Source organism: Selenihalanaerobacter shriftii, from assembly GCF_900167185.1.
GTDB lineage: Bacteria > Bacillota > Halanaerobiia > Halobacteroidales > Acetohalobiaceae > Selenihalanaerobacter > Selenihalanaerobacter shriftii.
This window is the reverse complement of the sequence record NZ_FUWM01000003.1, coordinates 25,909-47,111: the sequence shown is the minus strand read 5'-3', so window position 1 is coordinate 47,111 and position 21,203 is coordinate 25,909. Positions and strand designations below refer to the sequence as shown.

Here is a 21,203-nt window from a genome sequence, read left to right as displayed (position 1 = left end):
GGGGGAGTTGTTAAAATGAGTAAATTTGAAGAGATAGCAGAGGCAGTAATTGAGGGAAGTGTTGATGAGGTAGCTGAATTAGCTCAAGGACTTGTTGATGATGGGGCAGAGCCAGGTGAAATCATTAAGCAAGGGTTAGTTGAAGGCATGGATGTTGTGGGAGCAAGATTTAAAAAGAATGAAATGTTTGTACCAGAAGTACTAATATCCGCTAAGGCTATGCATGCAGGAATGGATATAGTAAAACCACTTTTAGCTGATGAAGATGAATCTTCTGCAGGAACAGTAGTAATTGGTACTGTTGAAGGTGACTTACATGATATAGGTAAGAACTTAGTAGCTATGATGTTAGAAGGAGCAGGTTTTGAGGTAGTAGATTTAGGTATTGATTTACCAGCAGAGGAATTTGTAGAAGCTGTTAAAGAGCATCAACCTGAGGTAGTAGGCATGTCAGCTTTATTAACTACTACTATGCCAGCTATGGAAGAGACTATTGCAGCATTAGAGGAAGCTGGAATCAGAGACCAAGTTAAGATTATGGTAGGGGGAGCTCCAGTAACTGAAGAATTTGCTAACGAAATTGGTGCTGATGCATATGCTCCAGACGGAAGTACATCTACAGACTTAGCTCGGGAATTTGTTCAATAAGCAGTAGACAGTGTCACTAACAACCAACACCTAACAATTAAAATAAAAAGGAGGAGTAAGATATGATAGTAATTGGTGAGTTAATTAATACCAGTAGAGATGAGGTAGAACCGGCTGTAAAAGAACGAGATGCAGATTTTATTCAAAAATTAGCTAAAGAACAAGAAGAAGCAGGTGCTGATTATATTGATGTTAACTGTGGAACATTGATTAAAGAAGAACCTGAAGCTTTAGAATGGTTAGTTACTACTGTGCAGGAAGTTATAGATGTACCACTTTGTATCGATAGTCCTAATCCAGAAGCTCTAAAAAGAGGATTAGAAGCTCATGAAGGTAAAGCATTAGTTAACTCTATTACTGCCGAAGGTGATAGATATGATGAAATTTTACCAATGATCCAAGAACATGATGCAGCAGTAGTTGCTTTAGTTATGGATGATAGCGGTATGCCGAGCGATGCTGATGATAGAATTAGAGTTGCTTCTGAGCTAATAGATAATTTAAGAGCAGATGGCATTGCTTTAGATGATATTTACGTTGACCCTATTATTCAGCCGATTGGAACTGATGGAGAGATGGGATTACACATCTTAAATGCAATTGATGAAATTACAAATAAGTATGAAGGGGTGCATATTACTTGTGGTTTAAGTAATATTTCCCATGGGTTACCTAAGCGACAGTTATTGAATCAAGCTTATTTGGTATTAGCTATGAGTAAAGGTTTAGATAGTGCAATTATGGATCCATTAGATGAAAAGATTATGTCATTAGCTACGGCATCTGATACTCTTTTAGGTAATGATACTTATTGTGCTAATTACATTAAAGCAGCTAAAAGTGATAAGTTAACTATTTAACTCTCTAACATATTAATTACAAAATAACATGTTAACTCCCAGGACTATTTTAGTCCTGGGTCTTCTAAGAATATGATTATTTAAATATTATTATAATTTATCAGAAATTTCTAAAATTTAAAGGGGTGAGATTTGTGGATGATATAAAGAATGACAATAAAGGAATTGATCCAATAGTATTCTGGGTTTCAGTAGCAATCTCTGCTGTACTAGTTATTTGGGGGATTCTTGCTACTGAAAGTTTTGGTAATGCAGTTGATATGGTCTTTAATTTTTTAGTAGGTAAATTTGGCTGGTCATATCTTTTATTTGTTACAGTAGTTTTAGGTTTAACATTAGTAGTAGGATTGAGTAAGTATGGAGAGATTAAGTTAGGTAAACCTGAGGATGAGCCGGAATTTAGTACTGGTTCTTGGTTTGCTATGTTATTTAGTGCAGGTATGGGAATTGGACTTGTTTTTTGGGGGGTAGCTGAACCTGTTACTCATTATGCAAGTCCTCCATTTGGTGAAGGGGAAACAGTTAAATCTGCCTTAGTAGCAATTCGTTATGCATTCTTTCATTGGGGATTACATCCCTGGGCATTATTTTCACTCTTTGGGATGATTATTGGATACTTTGGCTTTAGAAGAGGCTTACCTCAGTTACCTAGTTGCACTCTCTATCCATTAATAGGAGAAAAGGGAGTTAAAGGACCAATCGGAAAGGCATTTGATATCTTAGCTGTTTTTGCTACGTTATTTGGGATAGCTACATCTTTAGGTTTAGGAGCACAACAGATTAATAGTGGTCTGAATTTTCTGTTAGGGGTTCCTAATAATAATTTAGTAGCAATAATTATTATTGCTGTAATTACTGCTATTTTTATCTTAGCTACGGTTACTGGAATAGAAAAAGGTATAAAATTTATTGGTAATATGAATGTTAACTTAAGTCTAGTTTTACTGGTAGTAATGATTATTGTAGGTCCTACGGTCTTTATTTTTAAATATTTAACCCAAGGCTTAGGTGGGTACTTTCAGAATATCTTTGATATGAGTTTCTTTACTAGTCCGATTGAGAATAGTAAATGGCCAGGTTGGTGGACAATCTTTTATTGGGCTTGGTGGATTTCTTGGACTCCATTTGTAGGTGGATTTATTGCTAGAATCTCTAAAGGACGGACTATTAGAGAGTTTGTAATAGCATCATTATTTGGTCCTACTATCTTAAGCTTTATTTGGATAGCAAGCATGGGAGGTTCAGCTATTTGGATTGAACAATTTGGTGCTGGTGGTATTGTAGATCCAGTACAAGCGGACATAGCTTCTGCTTTCTTCGTAACTTTAGGAAAGCTTCCTTTAGGTAATATAATGAGTATAATTGCTACAATCTTAATTGGTACTTACTTTATTACTTCGGCTAATTCAGCTACATTTGTAATGGGAATGTTAACTTCTTATGGAACTTTAGATCCTTCGCGAAAGGTTACAGTTACTTGGGGAGTATTTGAAGGGTTAATTGCAGCTATTTTATTATTAGCTGGAGGTCTTTCTGCTCTACAAACTGCAGCTATTGCTTCGGCTTTTCCATTTATGATCTTTATGTGCTTTTCTATAGCTGCTTTCTTTAAGGTGCTGAAAAAAGATTATGAACTCCTTGAGCAAGGTGAATTTATTGGTACTATAGATATTGATTTAGAATAATAAACAACATAAATTTAAATAGAAGTTACAAATAGAGCGTCTATTAAATAATAGTCGCTCTATTTGTATTAGTGAGAAGATTTATATTCATTATAAAGGTATTTGGCTAAATTTGATGAAATTAATAATATATTATGAAATTATTAGAAGGCGAGGAGATAATTCATGAAATTCAACTTAAAGAATATAATGTTTGATGCCGGAATAATTTTAAGCGCTATTATTTTAAGCTTAGGAATTAAGGGTTCTACAGAGAGTCCGGAATTCTGTAATAACTGTCATATCATGGATCCAGCCTATGAAAGTTGGAGCCGTTCAGCACATAGTGAAGTTAAATGTTTAGAATGTCATGAAGAGCCAGGTTTTAGTGGCTACTTAAAGACTAAAGCACAAGGAGCTGAACAAGCAGTAACTTATTTAATAAGCTCTCCAGACCAAAGTGATTTGAATGCTCATGTAGCTAATAAGAATTGTATTGATTGTCATAGGTCAGAAGAAAAAGTTCCATCTATACCAGAAGATCATCAAAAACGTATAGAATCTGACATGGAATGTGCGATGTGTCATAAGTCTACTGCCCATTAGAACCTCTTTTGGAATATTCTTTATGACATAAAAAGATATAAAGGATAGGATAATAACTTACAGGAGGAGGTCTAAATGTTAAAAGAATCGATTCCTATTTATATTATGGGCAAAGAATATCAAATTTCAGCAGAGGCTACTATCTTAAATGCTTTTGAGCAGGCTGGATATAAGATTATTAGAGGTTGTGGCTGTCGTAGTGGCTTTTGTGGTGCATGTGCTACTTTTTATAGGTTTAAAGATGATCATAGATTACGCTTTGATTTAGCTTGTCAGAAAGTAGTTGAACCTAATATGTATTTAGCACAACTACCATTCTTTTTATCCAATAAACGTTTATATGATATGGATGCTCTTCAAACTACAGCTGAGCAGGTTGTTGAATTATATCCGGAGGTTAAAGATTGCATAGGGTGCAAATCCTGTGTTAAGGTATGTCCTCAAGGTCTGAAACCGTTAAATTATGTAGCTTTAGCTAAGGAAGGTAAGTTTAAAGACGCCGCAGAGAAATCTTTTGATTGTATTATGTGTGGATTATGCGCTTCGCGTTGTCCGCGGGGTCTAGAACAGTATAATATCGGAATTTTAGCACGTAGATTATATGGTAGATACTTAACGATAAAGGATCAAAATTTAGATAAAAGAATTTTAGAAACTCAGGAAGGAAGGTATGATGAAGAGTTAAGAAAGTTAAAATATATGCCTAAAGAAGAATTACAACAGTTATATATTGAACGGGATATTACTAATTGAAGATATATTATTAAATAAATGATAGGAGGATTCTAATGGAGTATCTGCCATCTATGGAAGATTCAATAAAAAAAGTTGAAGCAACTAGAGAAGAGAGAATAAATGAAGAGTTTCCTAGACTAGATGATAGAGAAGCAGAAAAACTATTAAGTAATTATCATCCCGACTATATTGAGGCTAGATTTAGAGAACTGAAAGTAGGAGTTAATCAAGGAGATAGAATGTCAAATGAATTGATTGATCTACTTGAAGCTAAGAGTAAAGTTGATTTAGGTGAAATTAATTTAAAAGAAATATCATATGAGACTGATGTATTAGTAATTGGAGGAGGCGGTGCTGGATCAGCGGCAGCCTTAGCAGCTTCTGAGCAAGGGGTAGATGTGCTATTAGCAACTAAGTTACGTCATGGAGATGCCAATACTATTATGGCTCAAGGAGGAATTCAGGCTGCTGTAGATGAGAATGATTCTCCAGCGCTACATTATTTGGATGCTATAGGTGGTGGACATTTCAAAAATATTCCTGAATTAATAGAGGCTTTAGTATATGATGCTCCCATGGTTATTAAATGGTTAGAAGAGTTAGGAGTAATTTTTGATAAGAATGAGGAAGGGAGAATGAAGTTAAGGAAAGGTGGAGGTAATTCAAAAAGACGGATCCACTTTGCGAAAGATTATATTGGTTTAGAGATTATGCATAATTTAAGAGATGAAGTTAGGAATAAAGGAATTAAAGTAATTGAGTTCGCTCCAGCGGTAGAATTAATTTTAGATGATAAGGAACAGGCTGCAGGAGCCATTCTTTATAATTTAGAATCTGAAAGTTATTCAATTATAAAGGCTAAAACTGTAATATTAGCTACCGGTGGAATTGGTCGTTTACATACCGGTGGATTTGCTACTACTAATCATTATGGAGCTACAGCTGACGGTTTGGTGATGGCTTATCGAGTGGGTGCTAAATTAATATTTATGGATTCAATGCAGTATCATCCAACAGGAGCAATATTCCCTCAGCCAGTAGTAGGTTTATTAGTTAGTGAAAGGACTAGATCATTAGGGGCGCAAGAAGTAAATATTAATGGTGAAAGCTTCATTAATCCTTTAGAGCTTAGAGATGTTAGTGCAGCGGCTATTATTAGGGAATGTGAAGAGAGGAATAAAGGTGTAAAGACTTCTTCAGGTCTAAAAGGAGTATGGTTAGATATCCCTTTGATTGATCTTAAGCATGGTCAAGGGACTATCCAAGAGGAATTACCAGCCATGGTTAGACAGTTTGCTAGATTTGGAATTGATGTTACTAAAGAACCGGTTTTGGTTTATCCTGCGTTACATTATCAAAATGGTGGAATTAAAATTAATGAAAGAACTGAAAGTAAGATTACGAATCTTTTTGCAGCCGGTGAAGTTGCTGGTGGTGTTCATGGACGAAATAGATTAATGGGAAATTCTTTACTTGATATTATAGTATTTGGAAGAAGAAGTGGTAAGAATGCTGCAGATAAAGCACGAAAAATTCAACTTGGTAAATTAAATTTAGAACATATAAAAGAATATAATATTAAATTAGAAGAGTTAGGAATTCAAATTAATCAAACTTCACCTAAGGTATTGCCTGATTATAATAAACAGAGTAATAAATTATATCATTAAATATTTGTATTGTAGAATTAGTTATATTAAAGTGGAGGTTATAATAGATATTACTGAAGAATAAAGCTTTAAAGATGCATGAAAAGGATGGAAGGGGAGGAATAGCTTAAGTAAAAGAAAAGTAGATTAAAAGATGAAGACCCAGATGTATCCCATCTGGATCTGCAAAATATATTAATTTTTAATTAATATGCACGTTCTACTTTACCTGCTTTTAAACATTTAGTACAAACTTTAATTCGCTTAGGGCTACCATCTACGATAGCTTTTACTTTTTGTAAGTTAGGTTTTTGAGTTCGCTTGGCACGTCCAGTTATATTACGACCTACTCCACCTTCTTTTTTAGCTTTACCTCTTCTTGTTACAGCATTTGATTTATTAGAACCTTTTCCACAAATCTCACAATATCTTGCCACATCTAACACCTCCTTAATTAAAAGCAGATATATACTATAAGTATATTATCAAACTCACTTAACTATTTTAACATAAGTTAGTACTAAAAGGCAAGGCTAATTTATTCATTTAGTGCTTTATGGAAGGATTTTTTTGTAATCTGTTGAATAATAATTTAAGTAGGAGGGGTAGGAGATGAAAATAACCAAGGATATGGCTATTTTAGAAGTATTGAAAGAGTATCCAGAGGCTAGGGATGTTTTTGTTAAGCACAATCTTGGTTGTAGTGACTGTTTAGGAGCAAATTCAGAGAAAATTAAAGATGTAGCTCAGAGCCATGATATAGACCTTGACGAGTTAGTATCGGATTTGAATGACTTAGTAGATTAAAGGAGGGTGAAATAATATGGAACAAGAATTAAAGAATGAATTTGGGAAGATTGTAATTGCTGAGGGAGTTATTTCGGAAATAGCTGGTTTGGCTGCTATGGAGTGTTATGGATTAGTAGGGATGTCTTCTCAAGGAGTACAAGAAGGTTTAGCTAATTTATTAGGGAAAGAGAATTTGAGTAGAGGAATAGAGGTTGTAATTAGAGATGACATCACAGTGGTGGACCTATATATAATACTAGAGTATGGGGTGAATATTTCTGAGGTAGCAAATAATATTATGAATAAAGTAAAATATACTTTAGAAGAAGATGTTGGAATTGAAACGTGTGAAATAAATATAAATGTTCAAGGAGTGAGGGTAGGTGAAACAGGCTAATAATAAGTCTGCGACTGGAAAAGAAGAAATTGAAATATATAAATTAAATGGGACAAAATTGAAAGATGCATTAACTTTTTCATTAAATTATTTTGCAAATTATAAAGAAGATATCGATTCTTTAAATGTATTTCCAGTCCCTGATGGCGATACAGGAACTAATATGTATTTAACATTATCAACGGCTACTAATGAAATTAAAGATTTAGATATAGATTCAGCAGGCGGTTTATTAGCAGAGTTTACTAATGGGGCTTTAATGGGAGCTAGAGGAAATTCAGGAGTTATTCTTTCACAGTTATTGCGAGGTTTTTCAGAAACAATTGAAGATAAGGAAGAAATCGGTGTATTTGAGATTGCTAAAGGTTTAGAGAATGCAGCCAAAAGAGCATATAAAGGAGTGATGAAACCGGTTGAAGGAACCATTTTAACTGTTGCTAGAGAAACCGGTGAATTTGCTACTTTATTAGCAGAAGATGAGGATAATATAGTTGAATTCTTAGAAATAGTTGTTAATAAAGCAACTGAATCTGTTAATAAGACTCCTGAATTATTATCTACATTAAAAGAAGCTAATGTTGTTGATGCTGGTGGAAAGGGTTATGAAATATTTTTGCGAGGTATTTATGAATCATTTATTTCAGATGAAGTTATTGAAAGAAGTCCTAATATAATTCGTATTAATAGAGAGCCGTGTTCAAAAGATTCAGGTCGAGATTTAGAATATAAATATTGTACTGAATTTTTAATAAATAATACGGATATTTCTAGATTAGATGTGCAAGAAGAGATGAAAGAGTATGGAGATTCTCTATTAGTTGTAAAGGGTAATGAGTTTGTTAAGGTTCATATTCATTCTAATCAGCCTGGCCTAGTATTAGAAGAAGCTTTGAAGTTAGGATCACTTACTAAGATTAAGATTGATAATATGGAAGTAGAGAGTCAAGAAAGGTCAAAGGTTACTAATATTCATGAAACAGAGGATAATTTAATAGAGAAGAATTTAGAAGATAGGATAGGACTTATAGCTGTGGCTGCCGGAGACGGTATTATAGAGTTATTTGAAGATTTAGGAGTAGATTATATTGTAGAAGGCGGTCAATCTATGAATCCTAGTACTAAAGATTTATTGGCAGCTGCTGAGGAAGTGAAGACTAATAGGATTATTATATTGCCTAATAATAAAAATGTAATTTCTGCAGCTAAACAGGTTGTTGAAGTAACAGATAAAGAAGTTAGCATTTTACCAACTAAATCTATTCCTCAGGGGGTTGCTGCTATGATGAGTTTTAATCCAGTTGGGGATTTTACGGAAGTTAATGAAATGATGGAAGATGAGATTGATACAGTAAAGACTGGACAGGTTACTTATGCTGTGCGTGACTCTTCAGTTAATGACTTACAGATAACCAAGGGAGATATATTAGGTATAATAGATGGCAATATTGAAGTTGTAAATGAAGATAAAGAAGAAGTAGTTGGTAAGTTATTAGATAGATTAGTTATAGAAGATGATTTTTTAGTTACTATATATACTGGAAAAGAGGTTAAGTCTGAAGAAATAGAGGATTTAGAAGAAAGATTAAATAAAAAATTTAAAGATTTAGATATAGAAATCTATTCTGGAGGACAGCCGTTATATTACTATTTAATATCAGTTGAATAAGATTTATGTAAAGGCAGGAGATAATTTATGACATCAATTAAGGTTGTTACTGATAGTACTGTTGGTTTATCATTAGATGGATTAGATGAATTAGAAGTGGATATGGTTCCCTTAACAGTTAACTTTGCTAATCAATTTTTTGCAGATAAAGTTGATATATCTTCTGAGCAGTTTTTTAAGAAATTAAAAGAAGTTCAAGAGTTGCCTACTACTTCTCAACCAGCAATGGGTAAGTTTAAAGAGAAGTATTTAGAATTAGCAGATGATTATGATACTATTATCTCAATTCATCTTTCTAGTAAATTAAGTGGAACTTATAGGTCAGCTAAGTTAGCTGCAGATAGGGTGCAAGAAGAAAAAGATATAGATATTAGAGTAATAGATTCTAAAAGTGCTTCGTTAGGAATAGGGTTTTTAGTTTTATATGCTATTGAAGCCATTAAGCAAGGATTAGTAATAGAAGAAATAGTAACAGGGATTGAAAGAAGGGTTGAAGCAGTGACAGTTTTATTTACAGTTGATACATTAGAGTATTTAGAGAAAGGTGGAAGGATAGGTAAAGCCAGTGCTTTTGTAGGTAACTTATTAAATATCAAACCGATTTTAAAAGTGAATGAAACTGGAGAGGTTGATCTTTATTCTAAAGTGAGAGGGAAGAAACGACTTTTTAAGAAGGTAAAACGTTTAGTTAAAAGAGAGCTAGATAATCGAAATTTATCTATTGATCCAAAGTTAGGCTTGTTACATGGGGATGCTAAAAAAGATTTAGATAATTTAGAAGCAGAGTTAGAGGGTTTAACAGATTGGGATAATATAATGACTTCTGAAATTAGTCCAGTGCTTGGTACTCATATAGGTCCTGGTGCTTTAGGGATTGTAATATTATAAGTAAAATTGGGAATTCTTAATAATATAATGTGATTTGTTTAAAATTTGGGGTGTATTTAATGACAGAACAAGGCGATATCTTACAAAAATTAAAAAAACCGTTATCTATAGAACGAAAGATAAATTATAATAATTCGTCAGTTATTGGTGGATTTGATTCTTATATTCTAAATTGGTTGAATAAGTTAACTAAAGTAGTAGATGATGATCAGATTATGAATGTAGTAAATAAATTAAATAGTTTATTTGAAGATTATTCAGAAGTTAGAATACCAATTAGAAAGAAGAAATTAGCTGAGAGTAGAGAGTTATTTACTAGGTTAGCTACTTTAATTGAGGATAACGAGACTAATAAGGAAGAATTACCTCAGTTATGGCAGGAATCGATTAGATATATAAAAGGTGTAGGCAAGAAACGGGCAGGACAATTAGCTCATTTAGGAGTACAAACTGTTAGAGATATGTTATTTTATTTTCCTCGAGATTATCGAGACTGGAGTACTAATTGTCAGATTAGAGAATTAACCCCTGGAAATCAAGTAACTGTCGAAGGCAAAGTAATAAATATCGAAGAGATTAGACCACGTCAGGGTTTAACGATTACTAAAATAGTAATTGGCGATGGAACTGGAAGTCTGACTGGGGTTTGGTTTAATCAACCTTACATCAAAAATAATTTCAATCGAGGTATACCTGTAGCTTTCAGTGGGAAAGTAAAGAAGGAATACGGAGAATTACAAATGAGTAATCCTAATTATGAATTAATTAATAATAATGATAATCTTTATGTAGGAAGAGTTTTACCGATTTACTCAACAACTCAAGGACTTAGTCAGAATATGTTACGAAAGATAGTAAAGAGCCTCATTGATGAATACTTAGATGAATTTCCAGAGTTTTTAGAGACAGAATTAAGAGAGAAGTATAATTTATTAGGAATTAAAGAGGCTTTAAAGATGATTCATTTTCCAGATAAAATAGAAGATGTAGAGGAAGCAAGAAAAAGATTGGTCTTTGATGAGTTATTTATTCTACAGTTAGGTATGGCTTTAAGAAGAATTGATTTAATTACTGAAGAAGATGGAATTGTACATAACAGTGGAGATGGAATAATTAATAATTATTTAACGGATTTACCTTTTGAATTAACATCAGCTCAGGCTAAAGTTTGGGCTGAGATTAAAGAAGATATGGAAAGTAAGAAAGAAATGAATAGATTGATTCAAGGAGATGTAGGGTCAGGAAAGACGGTAATTGCTACTTTAGCTCTTTTAAAAGCTGTCAGTAGTGGCTATCAAGGAGCGATGATGGCGCCAACGGAAATTTTGGCTGAACAGCATTATTTAAGTTTAAAAGAGTCTTTAAGTAGATATGGAGTTGAGGTAGGATTATTAGTTGGAAGTTTAACTGCTAAAGAGAAAGAAGCGGTATTAGATGAACTGGAAACTGGTAATTTAGATATTGTAATTGGAACTCATGCTTTAATTCAAGAAGGGATTAATTTTGATAATTTAGGTTTAGTTATTACTGATGAACAACATAGATTTGGTGTTAGACAGCGGGCTACTTTTAAAGAAAAAGGAGAAAACCCGGATGTTCTAGTAATGACAGCAACTCCTATTCCTAGAACTTTAGCTTTAACATTATATGGTGATTTAGAACTATCAGTTATTGATGAATTACCACCTGGTAGAAAACCAGTAGTTACTGAATGGAGAACTAAGAAAGCTTATTCAAAGATTTTTTCTTTTATCAGACAAGAGTTAGAAGCGGGAAGACAAGCTTATGTAGTATGTCCTTTAGTAGAAGAATCGGAAAAATTAGACGTTAGTTCTGCTGTAGAGATGTCTGATAAGTTAATTAATGATATATTCCCTGGATTTAATGTTGGTCTATTACATGGTCAATTGAAAGCAGATGAGAAGGAAGAGGTTATGGGTAAGTTCCGTGACCAAGAGATAAATATTTTGGTAGCTACTACAGTAATTGAAGTTGGGGTGAATGTCCCTAATTCTACTTTAATGTTAATTGTGGATGCAGAACGCTTTGGTTTAGCTCAGTTACATCAACTACGAGGTAGAGTAGGAAGAGGGCAGCATCAATCTTATTGTATTCTAATAGCAGATCCTAGTACTGAAACTGGAGAAGAAAGAATGAAGATTATGACTCAATCGACAGATGGCTTTGTAATCGCAGAAGAAGATTTGAAGTTAAGAGGACCGGGAGAGTTTTTTGGAACGAGACAGCATGGATTACCTGATTTAGAGATAGCTAATTTATTAAGAGATAGTCATATATTGGAGATAGCTAGAAAAGAGGCTTTTAATTTAGTAGATATAGATCCTAATTTTATTAAACCCGAAAATAAATTATTAAAGGATTTAATTGAAATAAAATTTGGAGATAATTTTGATCTTATAGATGTTAGTTAAAAAGTAGGTTACATAATTAATTGATAACGCCCAACAAATTCCACACTGCCCTTTCATTTAAAAACGCAAGGTCAGGTCAGCACTAGGTTATCGAAACCTTCGCGACGGCTTTCATAAAGAAGAGTATGGCTGTTTTTAAACTCCCTTTGGTCAAACATAAAAACAGACTTATCATACTCTTCTTTACTACAGCCTGTTACATTTTAAAGTGGCTTATATCAATTAATTATGTTTGAGGTTGAAGAATTATTTTTTAGTTATATTATAAGTATAGATAAAAGTTTAAGTGCTAAATAAAAATTAGAAGTTGGTGTATTTAACACCAACTTCTTTGGGAGAGGAGAAACCAGAGGAAGAGTTTAATGGGGAGGACATATTTTAATTTTTAAAAAAAATTTAAAATTAATTAAGTCCTTAACTCACCTCCTTGATGTAATAATATTGTTTTCTTAATTTTGATTTTATATGCGTTATCAAGAAGTTAATTATAGAGTAAATATTTCCATGAGGAGAGATTATTAATGAGAGTAATTGCTGGACAAGCTAAAGGACAAAGACTTAAATCTAATGCAAGTAATGAAGTACGACCGACTTTAGATAGAGTTAAGGAAGCTTTATTTAATATTATCGGTCCTGAAATTATAGATATTGATCTATTAGATCTTTATGCTGGTTTTGGTGGGTTAGGAATTGAAGCCTTAAGTAGAGGAGCTAAAAGTGCTACCTTTATAGAAAAAGCAAATAATCAAGTGAAAGTAATTACAGAGAATCTAGAGTTAACTAACTTTAAAGATAGAGCTAAGGTGATTCAAGGTGAGGTATTAACTAAGTTAAATAGATTTAAACCAGAGAGTTTTGATATTATCTTAATGGATCCTCCGTATAATCAAGGCTTAGTAATTCCTACAATTCAAAAGGCTTTGGACTATCAATTATTGAAGCGGGCAGGAATTATTGCGGTTGAACATCATGAAAAAGATGAAATTAATCAAGATTTTACTGGTTTAAAGTTGATTAGAAAAAGGGATTATGGTGATACAAGGATAAGTTTATATATGAAAGTGGAGAAAGGAGAGTAATTATGACACAAATTGCCGTTTATCCAGGAAGCTTTGATCCGATAACTAATGGGCATTTAGATATTATAGAACGAACTACTAAAATATTCGATAATGTAATTGTAGCAGTTTTCCATAATCCAAACAAAAAGCCTTTATTCACTATGGAAGAAAGAGTGGAGATTATAGAAGAAGCTGTAGAAGAATTTGATAACGTAAAAGTAGATGCATTTGAAGGGTTATTGACAGATTATATTAAACATCAGAATGCTCAAGTGATTGTACGAGGATTACGAGCGGTTTCTGATTTTGAAACTGAATTTCAAATGGCTTCTATGAATAAGAAGTTAGAACCAGATGTAGAAACTATCTTTATGATGACTAGAAATAAGTATGCTTATCTTAGCTCAAGTATTATTAAAGAAGTAGCTAATTTTGGAGGTTGTATAGAAGATTTAGTACCAGAGCATGTGATTCCAAAATTAATGGATAAGATATAGGGAGGAATAAAGTTGAATCATATTAAAGAAATTTTAGAGGAATTACGATATATGATTGAAAATGGGGATAATCTACCATTAACTAAGAAAATTTTAGTCGATCCGGAATACATATTAGAATTAGTAGATGACTTAGAAAGAAATTTACCATCAGAGTTAGAAGAAGCAGAGGAGATCTTAACAAAACGACAGGAAATCTTACAGAGTGCTGATAAAAGGGCTGAAGAAGAGATAGAGAAAATCATTTCAGAAATAGAAGTAGTAAAAGAAGCAGAGAAAGAAGCCAGCCAGATTGTAACGGAGGCTAAAAAAGTAGCTAATGAGATTAAAGCAGGTGTTAATGAATATGCTGATGAGCTTTTAGCAGGATTAGAAGATGATTTGAAAAGGAAGACAAGTGAGATTCAAAAGAATAGAGCGCAATTAAATCCAAAAGAAAATTTTAAAAAGACTTCTTAAAGGCTAAACCACAAGGTTTAGTCTTTTATTTTTGTTATTTTAAAAAGTTTTTTAGAAAAAGTTTATTTTTTTGCAGGAGATTCATCATTGATAGAGTAATTAATATAATAGAAAATGAAATATATTGTTGAAGCAATGATAAATTTGTAGAATTAATTCCCAATACTGGTAATCATTTCTATGGTAGCAAATTACATAATGTTTGATTTAGTAATAATTCAGCTAGGCAATGTAGCTATTAATGCAGAAAGGAGGGAAGTAGGCAGAGGCTACATTTACATAAAAGTAGTAGGATAAAATGTAGTATTTTCCTACTAGATAGTAGCTTCTTGATAATTAACTGTCTTAATTAATATTCAAATCTTGATATTTAAGGGTGAGGAAACAAGGAAACTCATCTTTGACTAAATATCGGTAAGATGATAGTTAATTAGTAGGAGCCGTAATTGATTAAACAGAAAACAGACTAGAACGATAATCTAAGGGAGGAAATTAAAAAATGAAAAAGATTGCAATTGCTTTAACTTTAGCTTTAGTTGTAGCACTAGCTGCACCAGCTATGGCTGCAGATTTAGACATTAATGGTTTAATTGGAGTTGAGAATGGATATACAAATCCAGAAACAAGTAAGAGTACTAGTAATACAGGTGGATATTTAGAATTATATTTAGATGCTGAAATTAATGATCAAGTAACTGCTTATTCTGAAATTGATTTTGGTTATGACTTTAATAAAGACACAAATGCTGACACTACTACTAGTGTTTATGAAATGTGGGTTAACGTTGAGGATGCTTTTGGTCCAGTAGACTTAAAAGCTGGTAGAATGTTTGAAGCTGCTGCTGGTTCTATGTTATATGAGTTTGACTCTGATGAGTTTGCTCGTTTAGCTTATGAAAGTGGTAATGTTGCTGCTAAGTTAGGACATAGCATTGACAGCAATGGAAAAGTAGTATTCTTTGAAGGAGCAGCTACTGACCTAGGTCTTGTTGATGGTGTTACTTTAAACTATATTGAAGATAATGCTGATGAATATGATGGATATACTCTTAGAGTTAATAAGACTCATAGCTTTGTAGATGCTGCATTAACTTTTGGAGATGTAGACAATGGAACTGATAGTGCTAATGTTATTGACTTAAGCATGTCAACTGACGTATTACTTCCAGGAGTAACTACTTCTTTAGAGTATGCAGATGCTGAAGCTGGGTTTGTAAGAGACAAAGCTAATACACAGGATTCTGCATTAAATGATGCAGATTCTGTAGTTGCTGATAATGATTTTGAAATGATTAAGCCGGGTGTTAGCTTTGGTGTTACTGATAAGTTAAATGTATCTGCTTCTTATGCTATGTATGATGCTGATACAGTTGATGCTGAAAATGACTATTTAGATATCGTTGGAACGTATGATCTTGCGGAAAATACTATTTTAGAAGTAGAATATGAAGATTATACTTATGATGGAACTGCTGCAGGACAAGACAAAGAAGTTATTACTACTACTTTAGAAACTAGCTTCTAATTAAATCCATATAGCTTACTTAACTCCTCAGAGATTTTCTCTGGGGAGTTTTTCTTTTCTCATTTATTCATATGGCTGGATTGAAACTCATATATATCTACAGTAGAATATGGTTAATTATATTGAATTCCAGAATTAAATCTGGAATTTTTTTATTTTTTTGCAGGAATTTAAATACATTTATAGTAATATTATAATTACATGAATAAATATTGAATATAATATGTTATATTACATAATAGTATATAGATTCTAGTTATGAGAATGTGATTAGTTGGTAATGGGTAGAGGAGAATCTTTTTTAACTGACACTCACACTGATTGTCCAGCTTAAAGAACAAAGCTGGTCATAAGTCTATGATAAATGTTAATTTTTAATTTGGTAGTGTCTTACCGAACTTCACTGACACTAATAATTATTGTGGTGAAAATGTAGCTATTTAGAAAGGAGGGAAGAAACAGGCTACATATTATATAGAGTAAACAGGAAAAAATGATTTATTTCCTGCAGATGGTAATTGTTGGTTTGACGATCTATCCTTTGATTAATTATTCTAAATTATCGGCAAGTAGGATGAGGAAACACGGCCACTCATCTATACCTAGATATTGGTGGATACTAATTGATTAGAGGATAATAAAAATTAAGATGAAATCACAAGGAGGAAATTAATAATTATGAAAAAATTATCGATTGCATTAGCTTTAGTATTGGTAGTAGCATTAGCTGCTCCAGCTATGGCGATAGAGTATACAGGTGGATTTCTTGAAGTAGAGAATGTACATAATATGGATAGCAGTAAAGATAGTGGAACAGGATATGATATGTATTTAACATTAGAAGATCAAGTAGATGATCAAACAAGTTTCTATGCATTACTTCGAGTTGATCAAAACTTTGGTAATGATGATGGTGCAGACAGTAATGAGTTTCTTAGAAAAGGGTGGGTTAATATAGAGAATGTTGCTGGTCCATTAGCTCTTAGAGTAGGTCGAATGGATGAAGCAGCTGCTGGTAATTACTTATACGATATGGAACTTAAGTATGAATTTGCTAGATTAGCTGCCGATTTAGGAAATCTTTCTTTTAAAGCAGGACATAATTTAGATGATACTAAAAGCGACAATAAAACAACAGGTAATGACAAGGTAATATTTTTTGAAGCTAAAGCTACCGACTTAGGTTTAGTTAATGGAGTAACTTTAAATTATGTTGAAGATGGTGATGATTATGACGGTTATAGTATTGCTTTTAATAAAAACCATGACTCATTTACAGCAGATTTAGTTTATGGAGATGTTGATGTTAGTAATACTTCAGCTGACTTATTAGATGTAAAATTAGCTACAGATAAGTTATTCCCAGGAATAACTGCTTCTGTAGAATATGCTGATGTAGAAGAGGAGTTTGTTGTAGGAGGTAAGTTCCAAGATGATTCTGTATTAGCTGATACTAATCTTACAGGGAAAGATGATGTAGAAATGATTAAGCCAGCAGTTAACTTTGACCTTACTGATAAGTTAAATGTTAACTTTGCTTATGCTATGTATGAAGCGGATAATTTAGTTAATGATGGACATGACTATTTAGATTTAACATTTGCTTATGATTTAACTGAAAAGACTCTTTTAGAAGTAGAGTATGAAGATAATGATTATGATGATGATGCTGATGATAATGAAACACTTAGTACTACTTTAACTGCTTATTTCTAAGTTAAAGTTAAGCTTAAACCCTTCAGAGAAAATCTCTGAAGGGTTTATTTTTTGAAATTTTTTCTATTTCGTGCAGGAATTTAAATACAATTATTCAATTATTATATAATTTACATTAATAACTATCGTGGCGAAAATGTAGCTATTGACGAAAAAAGGGGGGAAGAAACAGGCTACATATTATATAAAGTGGAACAGGAAAAATTAGCTCATTTCCTGTATATGGTAATTGTTGGATTAGGCAAGCAACTTTCTAATTAATTATTCCAAATTACCAACAAGTAGGATTAGGATGAGGAAACATGGCTACTCATCTGTACCTAGATATTGATGGAAATTAATTAGAGAGTAATCAGAATTAAGATAAAATTTCAAGGGGGAAATAAAGGATTATGAAGAAAATAGCTATTTTATTAACTTTAACTTTAGTTGTGGCATTAGCTGCTCCAGCTATGGCGGGTACAATTATGACAAGAACAGATATGAAGGTTAGTGGCAATTTAGAAATTGAGAATAAGTATAATGATCCAGTGACAGGTGATAGTACAAGTCAGACTGTAGGAGACTTAGAGATATATGTTGAAGCAAATCCTGCTGAGAATGTAACTTTCTATTCTGTATATGAAGTAATATATGAGTTCGAACCTAAAAATACAAATAGTAGTAGTAATATTAAAGAAGAAAATCTTAAGGAAGCTTGGCTTAAAGTAGATAATATGTTTGGGCCGCTTACTTTAAAAGCAGGTAGAATTGAGGAGACAGCTACTGATGAAATCTTATACGATGAGGATCAAGAAGAAGGTGTAGAATTGATTTATGATGTTGGCAATGTTTATGCTAAGCTTGGTCATAGCATAGATAGTAGTGATACAGAAAATAAAGCCTTAATGTTCCAAGGAAAGCTTATAGATCTAGGCTTAGTAGATGCAGTAGCTTTGGATTATCTCGATTACAATGGAAAAGGTGATGGTTACACTTTAAAGATTGGTAAGAATCATAGTTTTGTAGATGCATCTATCATGCTTGGAGAAGTAGATAAAGATGATGATGCTAATATGTTTGACTTTAGGGTGTCTACTGAAGAATTATTACCAGGGGTAACTACTTCTTTAGAATATGCAGATGTTGAGGGAGGCTTTATCAATAAAGGTTGGCAGATTGATTCTGTATTTGCTGATGTACATGATGATATTGATAAAGACGATTTGGATATGATTAGACCAGGATTTAATTTTGACCTAAGTGATAAGTTAAATATTGATTTTAGTTATGCTATGTTTAACAATGATGATACTGATAAGGATCAAGATTATTTAGATCTTACTTTTACATATGATCTAAATAAATATACTTATTTAGAAGTTGAGTATGAAGATAACGATTATGATTGGCAAGACAATAAAGAAATCCTTACTACTACTTTAGGAGCAGACTTTTAATTAAAGTAGTATAGCTAAGATTAACCCTTCAGGGATCCTTTCCTGAAGGGTTTTATCTTTTTACATCTTGACATTAAGTTAAAAATTTTGTATACTATAGACTGAACGGTCAGTCAAAGCTAGTTATCAGTGTCATTGGTTAGTGTCAGTTGTGGATGTCAGATTCTACTGACAACAATTCTGATACTGTCACTAATTACTGCCACTGACACTAAATAAGGGGGGAGTTAATGGAACTTAATGATAAAGAAAGAATGATTTTAGATGCGGCTGCAGAGGTTTTTGCTGATAAAGGTTTCTTTAAAGCAACTGTTAGTGAAATTGCTAATGAAGCTGGAGTAGCTAAGGGAACAATCTATTTTTATTTTGAAAGTAAGCGAGATTTATTTAAATCTTTAATTACTTCTAAGACTGAAGCTCTTCACCAAGGAATTAGAAAAGGACAACAAAAAGGGGAAAGTTTTGAAAATCAGATTAAGGAGATCATTTCTAGCAAGTTAAAGTTCTTTGCAGAAGAAGAAGGTTTAGCAAAGTCTATTATCTATGACTATGCTGGAATGGATGAAGGATTCAAGCTTGAGTTATGGGAATTAAGGAATAAACATACAGAAAAGATAGCAGAGATTTTCCAAAAAGCAATCGATGATGGCGTTTTAAGGAATATTTCTGTTGATGATACTGTAACCGTATTATTAGGGACTGTTCATGCTTTCGGTTATAAGAATTATCTTTCACCTGTAGAAGAGGATGTATCTATAGCAGAGACTGTGGATATAATTTATGATCTATTTATGCAAGGAGTTCAAAAATAATGGAGGGATAGAAATGGTACATAATTATAAGAAGTTAATATTTTTACCTGTATTACTAGCATTGATTCTATTTTCAAATATTGCATTTGCTAATGTAGTACAGGATCAAGATAATCAAATTTTAACTTTAAATTTAGAGGAAAGTATAGAGAGGGGCTGGCAGCAGAATTCTTCATTACAGCAGATGAAAGCGCAATTAAATGCTGCTAAAGCGGGAGTTAGTAAAGCAGAGGCAGCTTTAAGACCAGGGCTTGATCTAAATTCAAGCTATACACGTTTTGAGGAGATACCATTTGGATCCACTTCAAAAGATAATTTTAATCATAGTATTAGCTTTAATTATTTACTTTATCAAAAACCAGCTAAATTGCAAATTGAACAGAGCACATATAGTTGGAAGAAGTTAAAGAAAAAATATGAAGCTCAGAAGAATAATTTAGCTTATAGTATTACTCAAAGATACTATAAAGTTTTAGAAGCACAGAATGTAGTGAAAGTAACTGAAGAGTCATTAAAGCAGGTAAACGAACACTTAAAGACTACTAAGGCTCATTTTGAAGCTGGTACTGCTTTAAAGACAGATGTATTACAGACAAAAGTTAGAAAGAGTGAGATGGAAGAGAAACTTTTACAAGTTAAGAATAACTTAGAATTGGCTAAGGTAAGATTAAAGAATCTATTAGAAGTAGATGGTAACAAAGAACTTAAATTAGCAGAAGCGATCAAGGTTCCAGATGTAGATTTATCTCTACAAGAGGTGTTAGATTATGCATTAAATAATAGAGCTGACTTAATGGCTACTAAGTATGAAGTCAAGAAAGCTAGTCAAGGAATAGAATTAGCTGAAACAAAGGATGATCCTAGCTTAGTATTTACTGGTAAGTCAAAGAAAAGTGGTTCTGATGCAATACCTGATGGTGATGCATGGAGTGCAACTGTGAATATGAAGTGGTCATTATATGATGGTGGGGAGAGTGATTCTGGAGTTAAACAGGCTAAAGAGAATCTAGTAGCTGCTAAAGCAACTCTTCATCAACAAGAACAGGCAATTGATTTGGAAGTTAGAGAGAAATTCTTAAATTTAGAAGTTAATCGTAAACAAATATTAACAGCTCAAGAACGAATAGAAATTGCTAAAGAGAATTTAAGATTAGCTGAATTAAGGTATAGAGAAGGAGTAGCTACTAATACTGAAGTCATTGATGCTCAAGTAGCTCTTACTGATGCTAGGAATACTTATCAGGAGCGAGTTTTTGATTATAATGTGAGTCAAGCTGGATTACTGAAATCAATAGGGTTTTCTTACCTATCTTTACATAATTCAGAATTAGAGTTAAGTAAACTTAATTAATCATTGTTT

Annotated in this window: 20 protein-coding genes; 19 read left to right on the top strand and 1 reads right to left on the bottom strand. The window is 32.7% G+C overall.

The features are described from left to right. Positions 1-15: 15 nt before the first annotated feature. The 6 genes from B5D41_RS00195 to B5D41_RS00170 all read left to right on the top strand — a co-directional run bounded on the left by B5D41_RS00195 (position 16) and on the right by B5D41_RS00170 (position 6,183). Positions 16-648, top strand: a complete 633-nt coding sequence (locus tag B5D41_RS00195) for a corrinoid protein (RefSeq protein WP_078808581.1) — start codon at positions 16-18, stop codon at positions 646-648. Positions 649-710: 62 nt separating this feature from the next. Further along, positions 711-1,508 (top strand): methyltetrahydrofolate cobalamin methyltransferase, encoded by a 798-nt coding sequence (locus tag B5D41_RS00190; protein WP_078808580.1) that lies wholly within the window; start codon positions 711-713, stop codon positions 1,506-1,508. Between the two features lie 134 nt (positions 1,509-1,642). Further along, positions 1,643-3,193 carry a glycine betaine uptake BCCT transporter gene (locus B5D41_RS00185; RefSeq protein ID WP_078808579.1) on the top strand — a complete coding sequence of 517 codons (1,551 nt, stop codon included), beginning with the start codon at positions 1,643-1,645 and terminating at the stop codon, positions 3,191-3,193. Between the two features lie 165 nt (positions 3,194-3,358). Continuing rightward, positions 3,359-3,778 (top strand): cytochrome c3 family protein, encoded by a 420-nt coding sequence (locus B5D41_RS00180; protein ID WP_078808578.1) that lies wholly within the window; start codon positions 3,359-3,361, stop codon positions 3,776-3,778. 75 nt (positions 3,779-3,853) lie between these two features. Beyond that, a complete protein-coding gene (locus tag B5D41_RS00175) occupies positions 3,854-4,531 on the top strand; it encodes a 4Fe-4S dicluster domain-containing protein (protein ID WP_078808577.1) in 678 nt (225 codons plus the stop codon). A 35-nt stretch (positions 4,532-4,566) separates the two neighbouring features. Then, positions 4,567-6,183, top strand: coding sequence for an FAD-binding protein (locus B5D41_RS00170; protein WP_078808576.1), 1,617 nt, complete (start codon positions 4,567-4,569; stop codon positions 6,181-6,183). Between the two features lie 185 nt (positions 6,184-6,368). Here B5D41_RS00170 and rpmB read toward each other — a convergent pair whose 3' ends face one another. Then, complete coding sequence (rpmB, locus tag B5D41_RS00165) at positions 6,369-6,599, bottom strand: 50S ribosomal protein L28 (protein WP_078808575.1); 231 nt, start codon at positions 6,597-6,599, stop codon at positions 6,369-6,371. 175 nt (positions 6,600-6,774) lie between these two features. On the opposite strand from rpmB, the gene B5D41_RS00160 reads away from it, so the two are divergent. From B5D41_RS00160 to B5D41_RS00100, 13 genes are all read left to right on the top strand, one after another. Further along, positions 6,775-6,969: a DUF1858 domain-containing protein gene (locus tag B5D41_RS00160; protein WP_078808574.1), complete on the top strand. Its 195-nt coding sequence runs from the start codon at positions 6,775-6,777 to the stop codon at positions 6,967-6,969. A gap of 16 nt (positions 6,970-6,985) precedes the next feature. Further along, positions 6,986-7,348, top strand: coding sequence for an Asp23/Gls24 family envelope stress response protein (locus B5D41_RS00155; RefSeq protein WP_078808573.1), 363 nt, complete (start codon positions 6,986-6,988; stop codon positions 7,346-7,348). Beyond that, positions 7,335-9,014, top strand: a complete 1,680-nt coding sequence (locus B5D41_RS00150; protein ID WP_078808572.1) for a DAK2 domain-containing protein — start codon at positions 7,335-7,337, stop codon at positions 9,012-9,014. Before B5D41_RS00155 ends, B5D41_RS00150 begins: the two co-directional genes overlap by 14 nt. Positions 9,015-9,041: 27 nt before the next feature. Beyond that, positions 9,042-9,902 carry a DegV family protein gene (locus B5D41_RS00145; protein WP_078808571.1) on the top strand — a complete coding sequence of 287 codons (861 nt, stop codon included), beginning with the start codon at positions 9,042-9,044 and terminating at the stop codon, positions 9,900-9,902. 59 nt (positions 9,903-9,961) lie between these two features. Next, positions 9,962-12,334 (top strand): ATP-dependent DNA helicase RecG, encoded by a 2,373-nt coding sequence (recG, locus tag B5D41_RS00140; RefSeq protein ID WP_078808570.1) that lies wholly within the window; start codon positions 9,962-9,964, stop codon positions 12,332-12,334. A gap of 521 nt (positions 12,335-12,855) precedes the next feature. Beyond that, a complete protein-coding gene (rsmD, locus tag B5D41_RS00135) occupies positions 12,856-13,413 on the top strand; it encodes a 16S rRNA (guanine(966)-N(2))-methyltransferase RsmD (RefSeq protein ID WP_078808569.1) in 558 nt (185 codons plus the stop codon). A 2-nt stretch (positions 13,414-13,415) separates the two neighbouring features. Beyond that, on the top strand, positions 13,416-13,892 hold the full coding sequence (gene coaD / locus B5D41_RS00130) for a pantetheine-phosphate adenylyltransferase (protein WP_078808568.1): 477 nt from the start codon (positions 13,416-13,418) through the stop codon (positions 13,890-13,892). A gap of 12 nt (positions 13,893-13,904) precedes the next feature. Continuing rightward, positions 13,905-14,351, top strand: a complete 447-nt coding sequence (locus B5D41_RS00125) for a hypothetical protein (protein ID WP_078808567.1) — start codon at positions 13,905-13,907, stop codon at positions 14,349-14,351. A 499-nt stretch (positions 14,352-14,850) separates the two neighbouring features. After that, on the top strand, positions 14,851-15,876 hold the full coding sequence (locus tag B5D41_RS00120; protein ID WP_078808566.1) for a porin family protein: 1,026 nt from the start codon (positions 14,851-14,853) through the stop codon (positions 15,874-15,876). A 678-nt stretch (positions 15,877-16,554) separates the two neighbouring features. Continuing rightward, the gene (locus B5D41_RS00115; protein ID WP_078808565.1) at positions 16,555-17,592 is read left to right on the top strand and encodes a porin; all 1,038 of its coding nucleotides are present in this window, start codon (positions 16,555-16,557) and stop codon (positions 17,590-17,592) included. A gap of 392 nt (positions 17,593-17,984) precedes the next feature. Further along, a complete protein-coding gene (locus tag B5D41_RS00110; RefSeq protein ID WP_078808564.1) occupies positions 17,985-19,031 on the top strand; it encodes a porin in 1,047 nt (348 codons plus the stop codon). Positions 19,032-19,261: 230 nt separating this feature from the next. Then, positions 19,262-19,843: a TetR/AcrR family transcriptional regulator gene (locus B5D41_RS00105; protein ID WP_078808563.1), complete on the top strand. Its 582-nt coding sequence runs from the start codon at positions 19,262-19,264 to the stop codon at positions 19,841-19,843. A 13-nt stretch (positions 19,844-19,856) separates the two neighbouring features. Next, positions 19,857-21,194 (top strand): TolC family protein, encoded by a 1,338-nt coding sequence (locus tag B5D41_RS00100; protein WP_159442858.1) that lies wholly within the window; start codon positions 19,857-19,859, stop codon positions 21,192-21,194. The last annotated feature ends 9 nt before the right edge of the window (positions 21,195-21,203 follow it).

Excerpts from the sequence above, each read along its gene's own strand:
- B5D41_RS00195 (WP_078808581.1), top strand. The coding sequence starts at position 16 with ATGAGTAAATTTGAAGAGATAGCAGAGGCAGTAATTGAGGGAAGTGTT.
- B5D41_RS00190 (WP_078808580.1), top strand. The coding sequence starts at position 711 with ATGATAGTAATTGGTGAGTTAATTAATACCAGTAGAGATGAGGTAGAA.
- B5D41_RS00180 (WP_078808578.1), top strand. The coding sequence starts at position 3,359 with ATGAAATTCAACTTAAAGAATATAATGTTTGATGCCGGAATAATTTTA.
- B5D41_RS00175 (WP_078808577.1), top strand. The coding sequence starts at position 3,854 with ATGTTAAAAGAATCGATTCCTATTTATATTATGGGCAAAGAATATCAA.
- B5D41_RS00170 (WP_078808576.1), top strand. The coding sequence starts at position 4,567 with ATGGAGTATCTGCCATCTATGGAAGATTCAATAAAAAAAGTTGAAGCA.
- B5D41_RS00160 (WP_078808574.1), top strand. The coding sequence starts at position 6,775 with ATGAAAATAACCAAGGATATGGCTATTTTAGAAGTATTGAAAGAGTAT.
- B5D41_RS00155 (WP_078808573.1), top strand. The coding sequence starts at position 6,986 with ATGGAACAAGAATTAAAGAATGAATTTGGGAAGATTGTAATTGCTGAG.
- B5D41_RS00145 (WP_078808571.1), top strand. The coding sequence starts at position 9,042 with ATGACATCAATTAAGGTTGTTACTGATAGTACTGTTGGTTTATCATTA.
- recG (WP_078808570.1), top strand. The coding sequence starts at position 9,962 with ATGACAGAACAAGGCGATATCTTACAAAAATTAAAAAAACCGTTATCT.
- rsmD (WP_078808569.1), top strand. The coding sequence starts at position 12,856 with ATGAGAGTAATTGCTGGACAAGCTAAAGGACAAAGACTTAAATCTAAT.
- coaD (WP_078808568.1), top strand. The coding sequence starts at position 13,416 with ATGACACAAATTGCCGTTTATCCAGGAAGCTTTGATCCGATAACTAAT.
- B5D41_RS00120 (WP_078808566.1), top strand. The coding sequence starts at position 14,851 with ATGAAAAAGATTGCAATTGCTTTAACTTTAGCTTTAGTTGTAGCACTA.
- B5D41_RS00115 (WP_078808565.1), top strand. The coding sequence starts at position 16,555 with ATGAAAAAATTATCGATTGCATTAGCTTTAGTATTGGTAGTAGCATTA.
- B5D41_RS00110 (WP_078808564.1), top strand. The coding sequence starts at position 17,985 with ATGAAGAAAATAGCTATTTTATTAACTTTAACTTTAGTTGTGGCATTA.
- B5D41_RS00105 (WP_078808563.1), top strand. The coding sequence starts at position 19,262 with ATGGAACTTAATGATAAAGAAAGAATGATTTTAGATGCGGCTGCAGAG.
- B5D41_RS00100 (WP_159442858.1), top strand. The coding sequence starts at position 19,857 with ATGGTACATAATTATAAGAAGTTAATATTTTTACCTGTATTACTAGCA.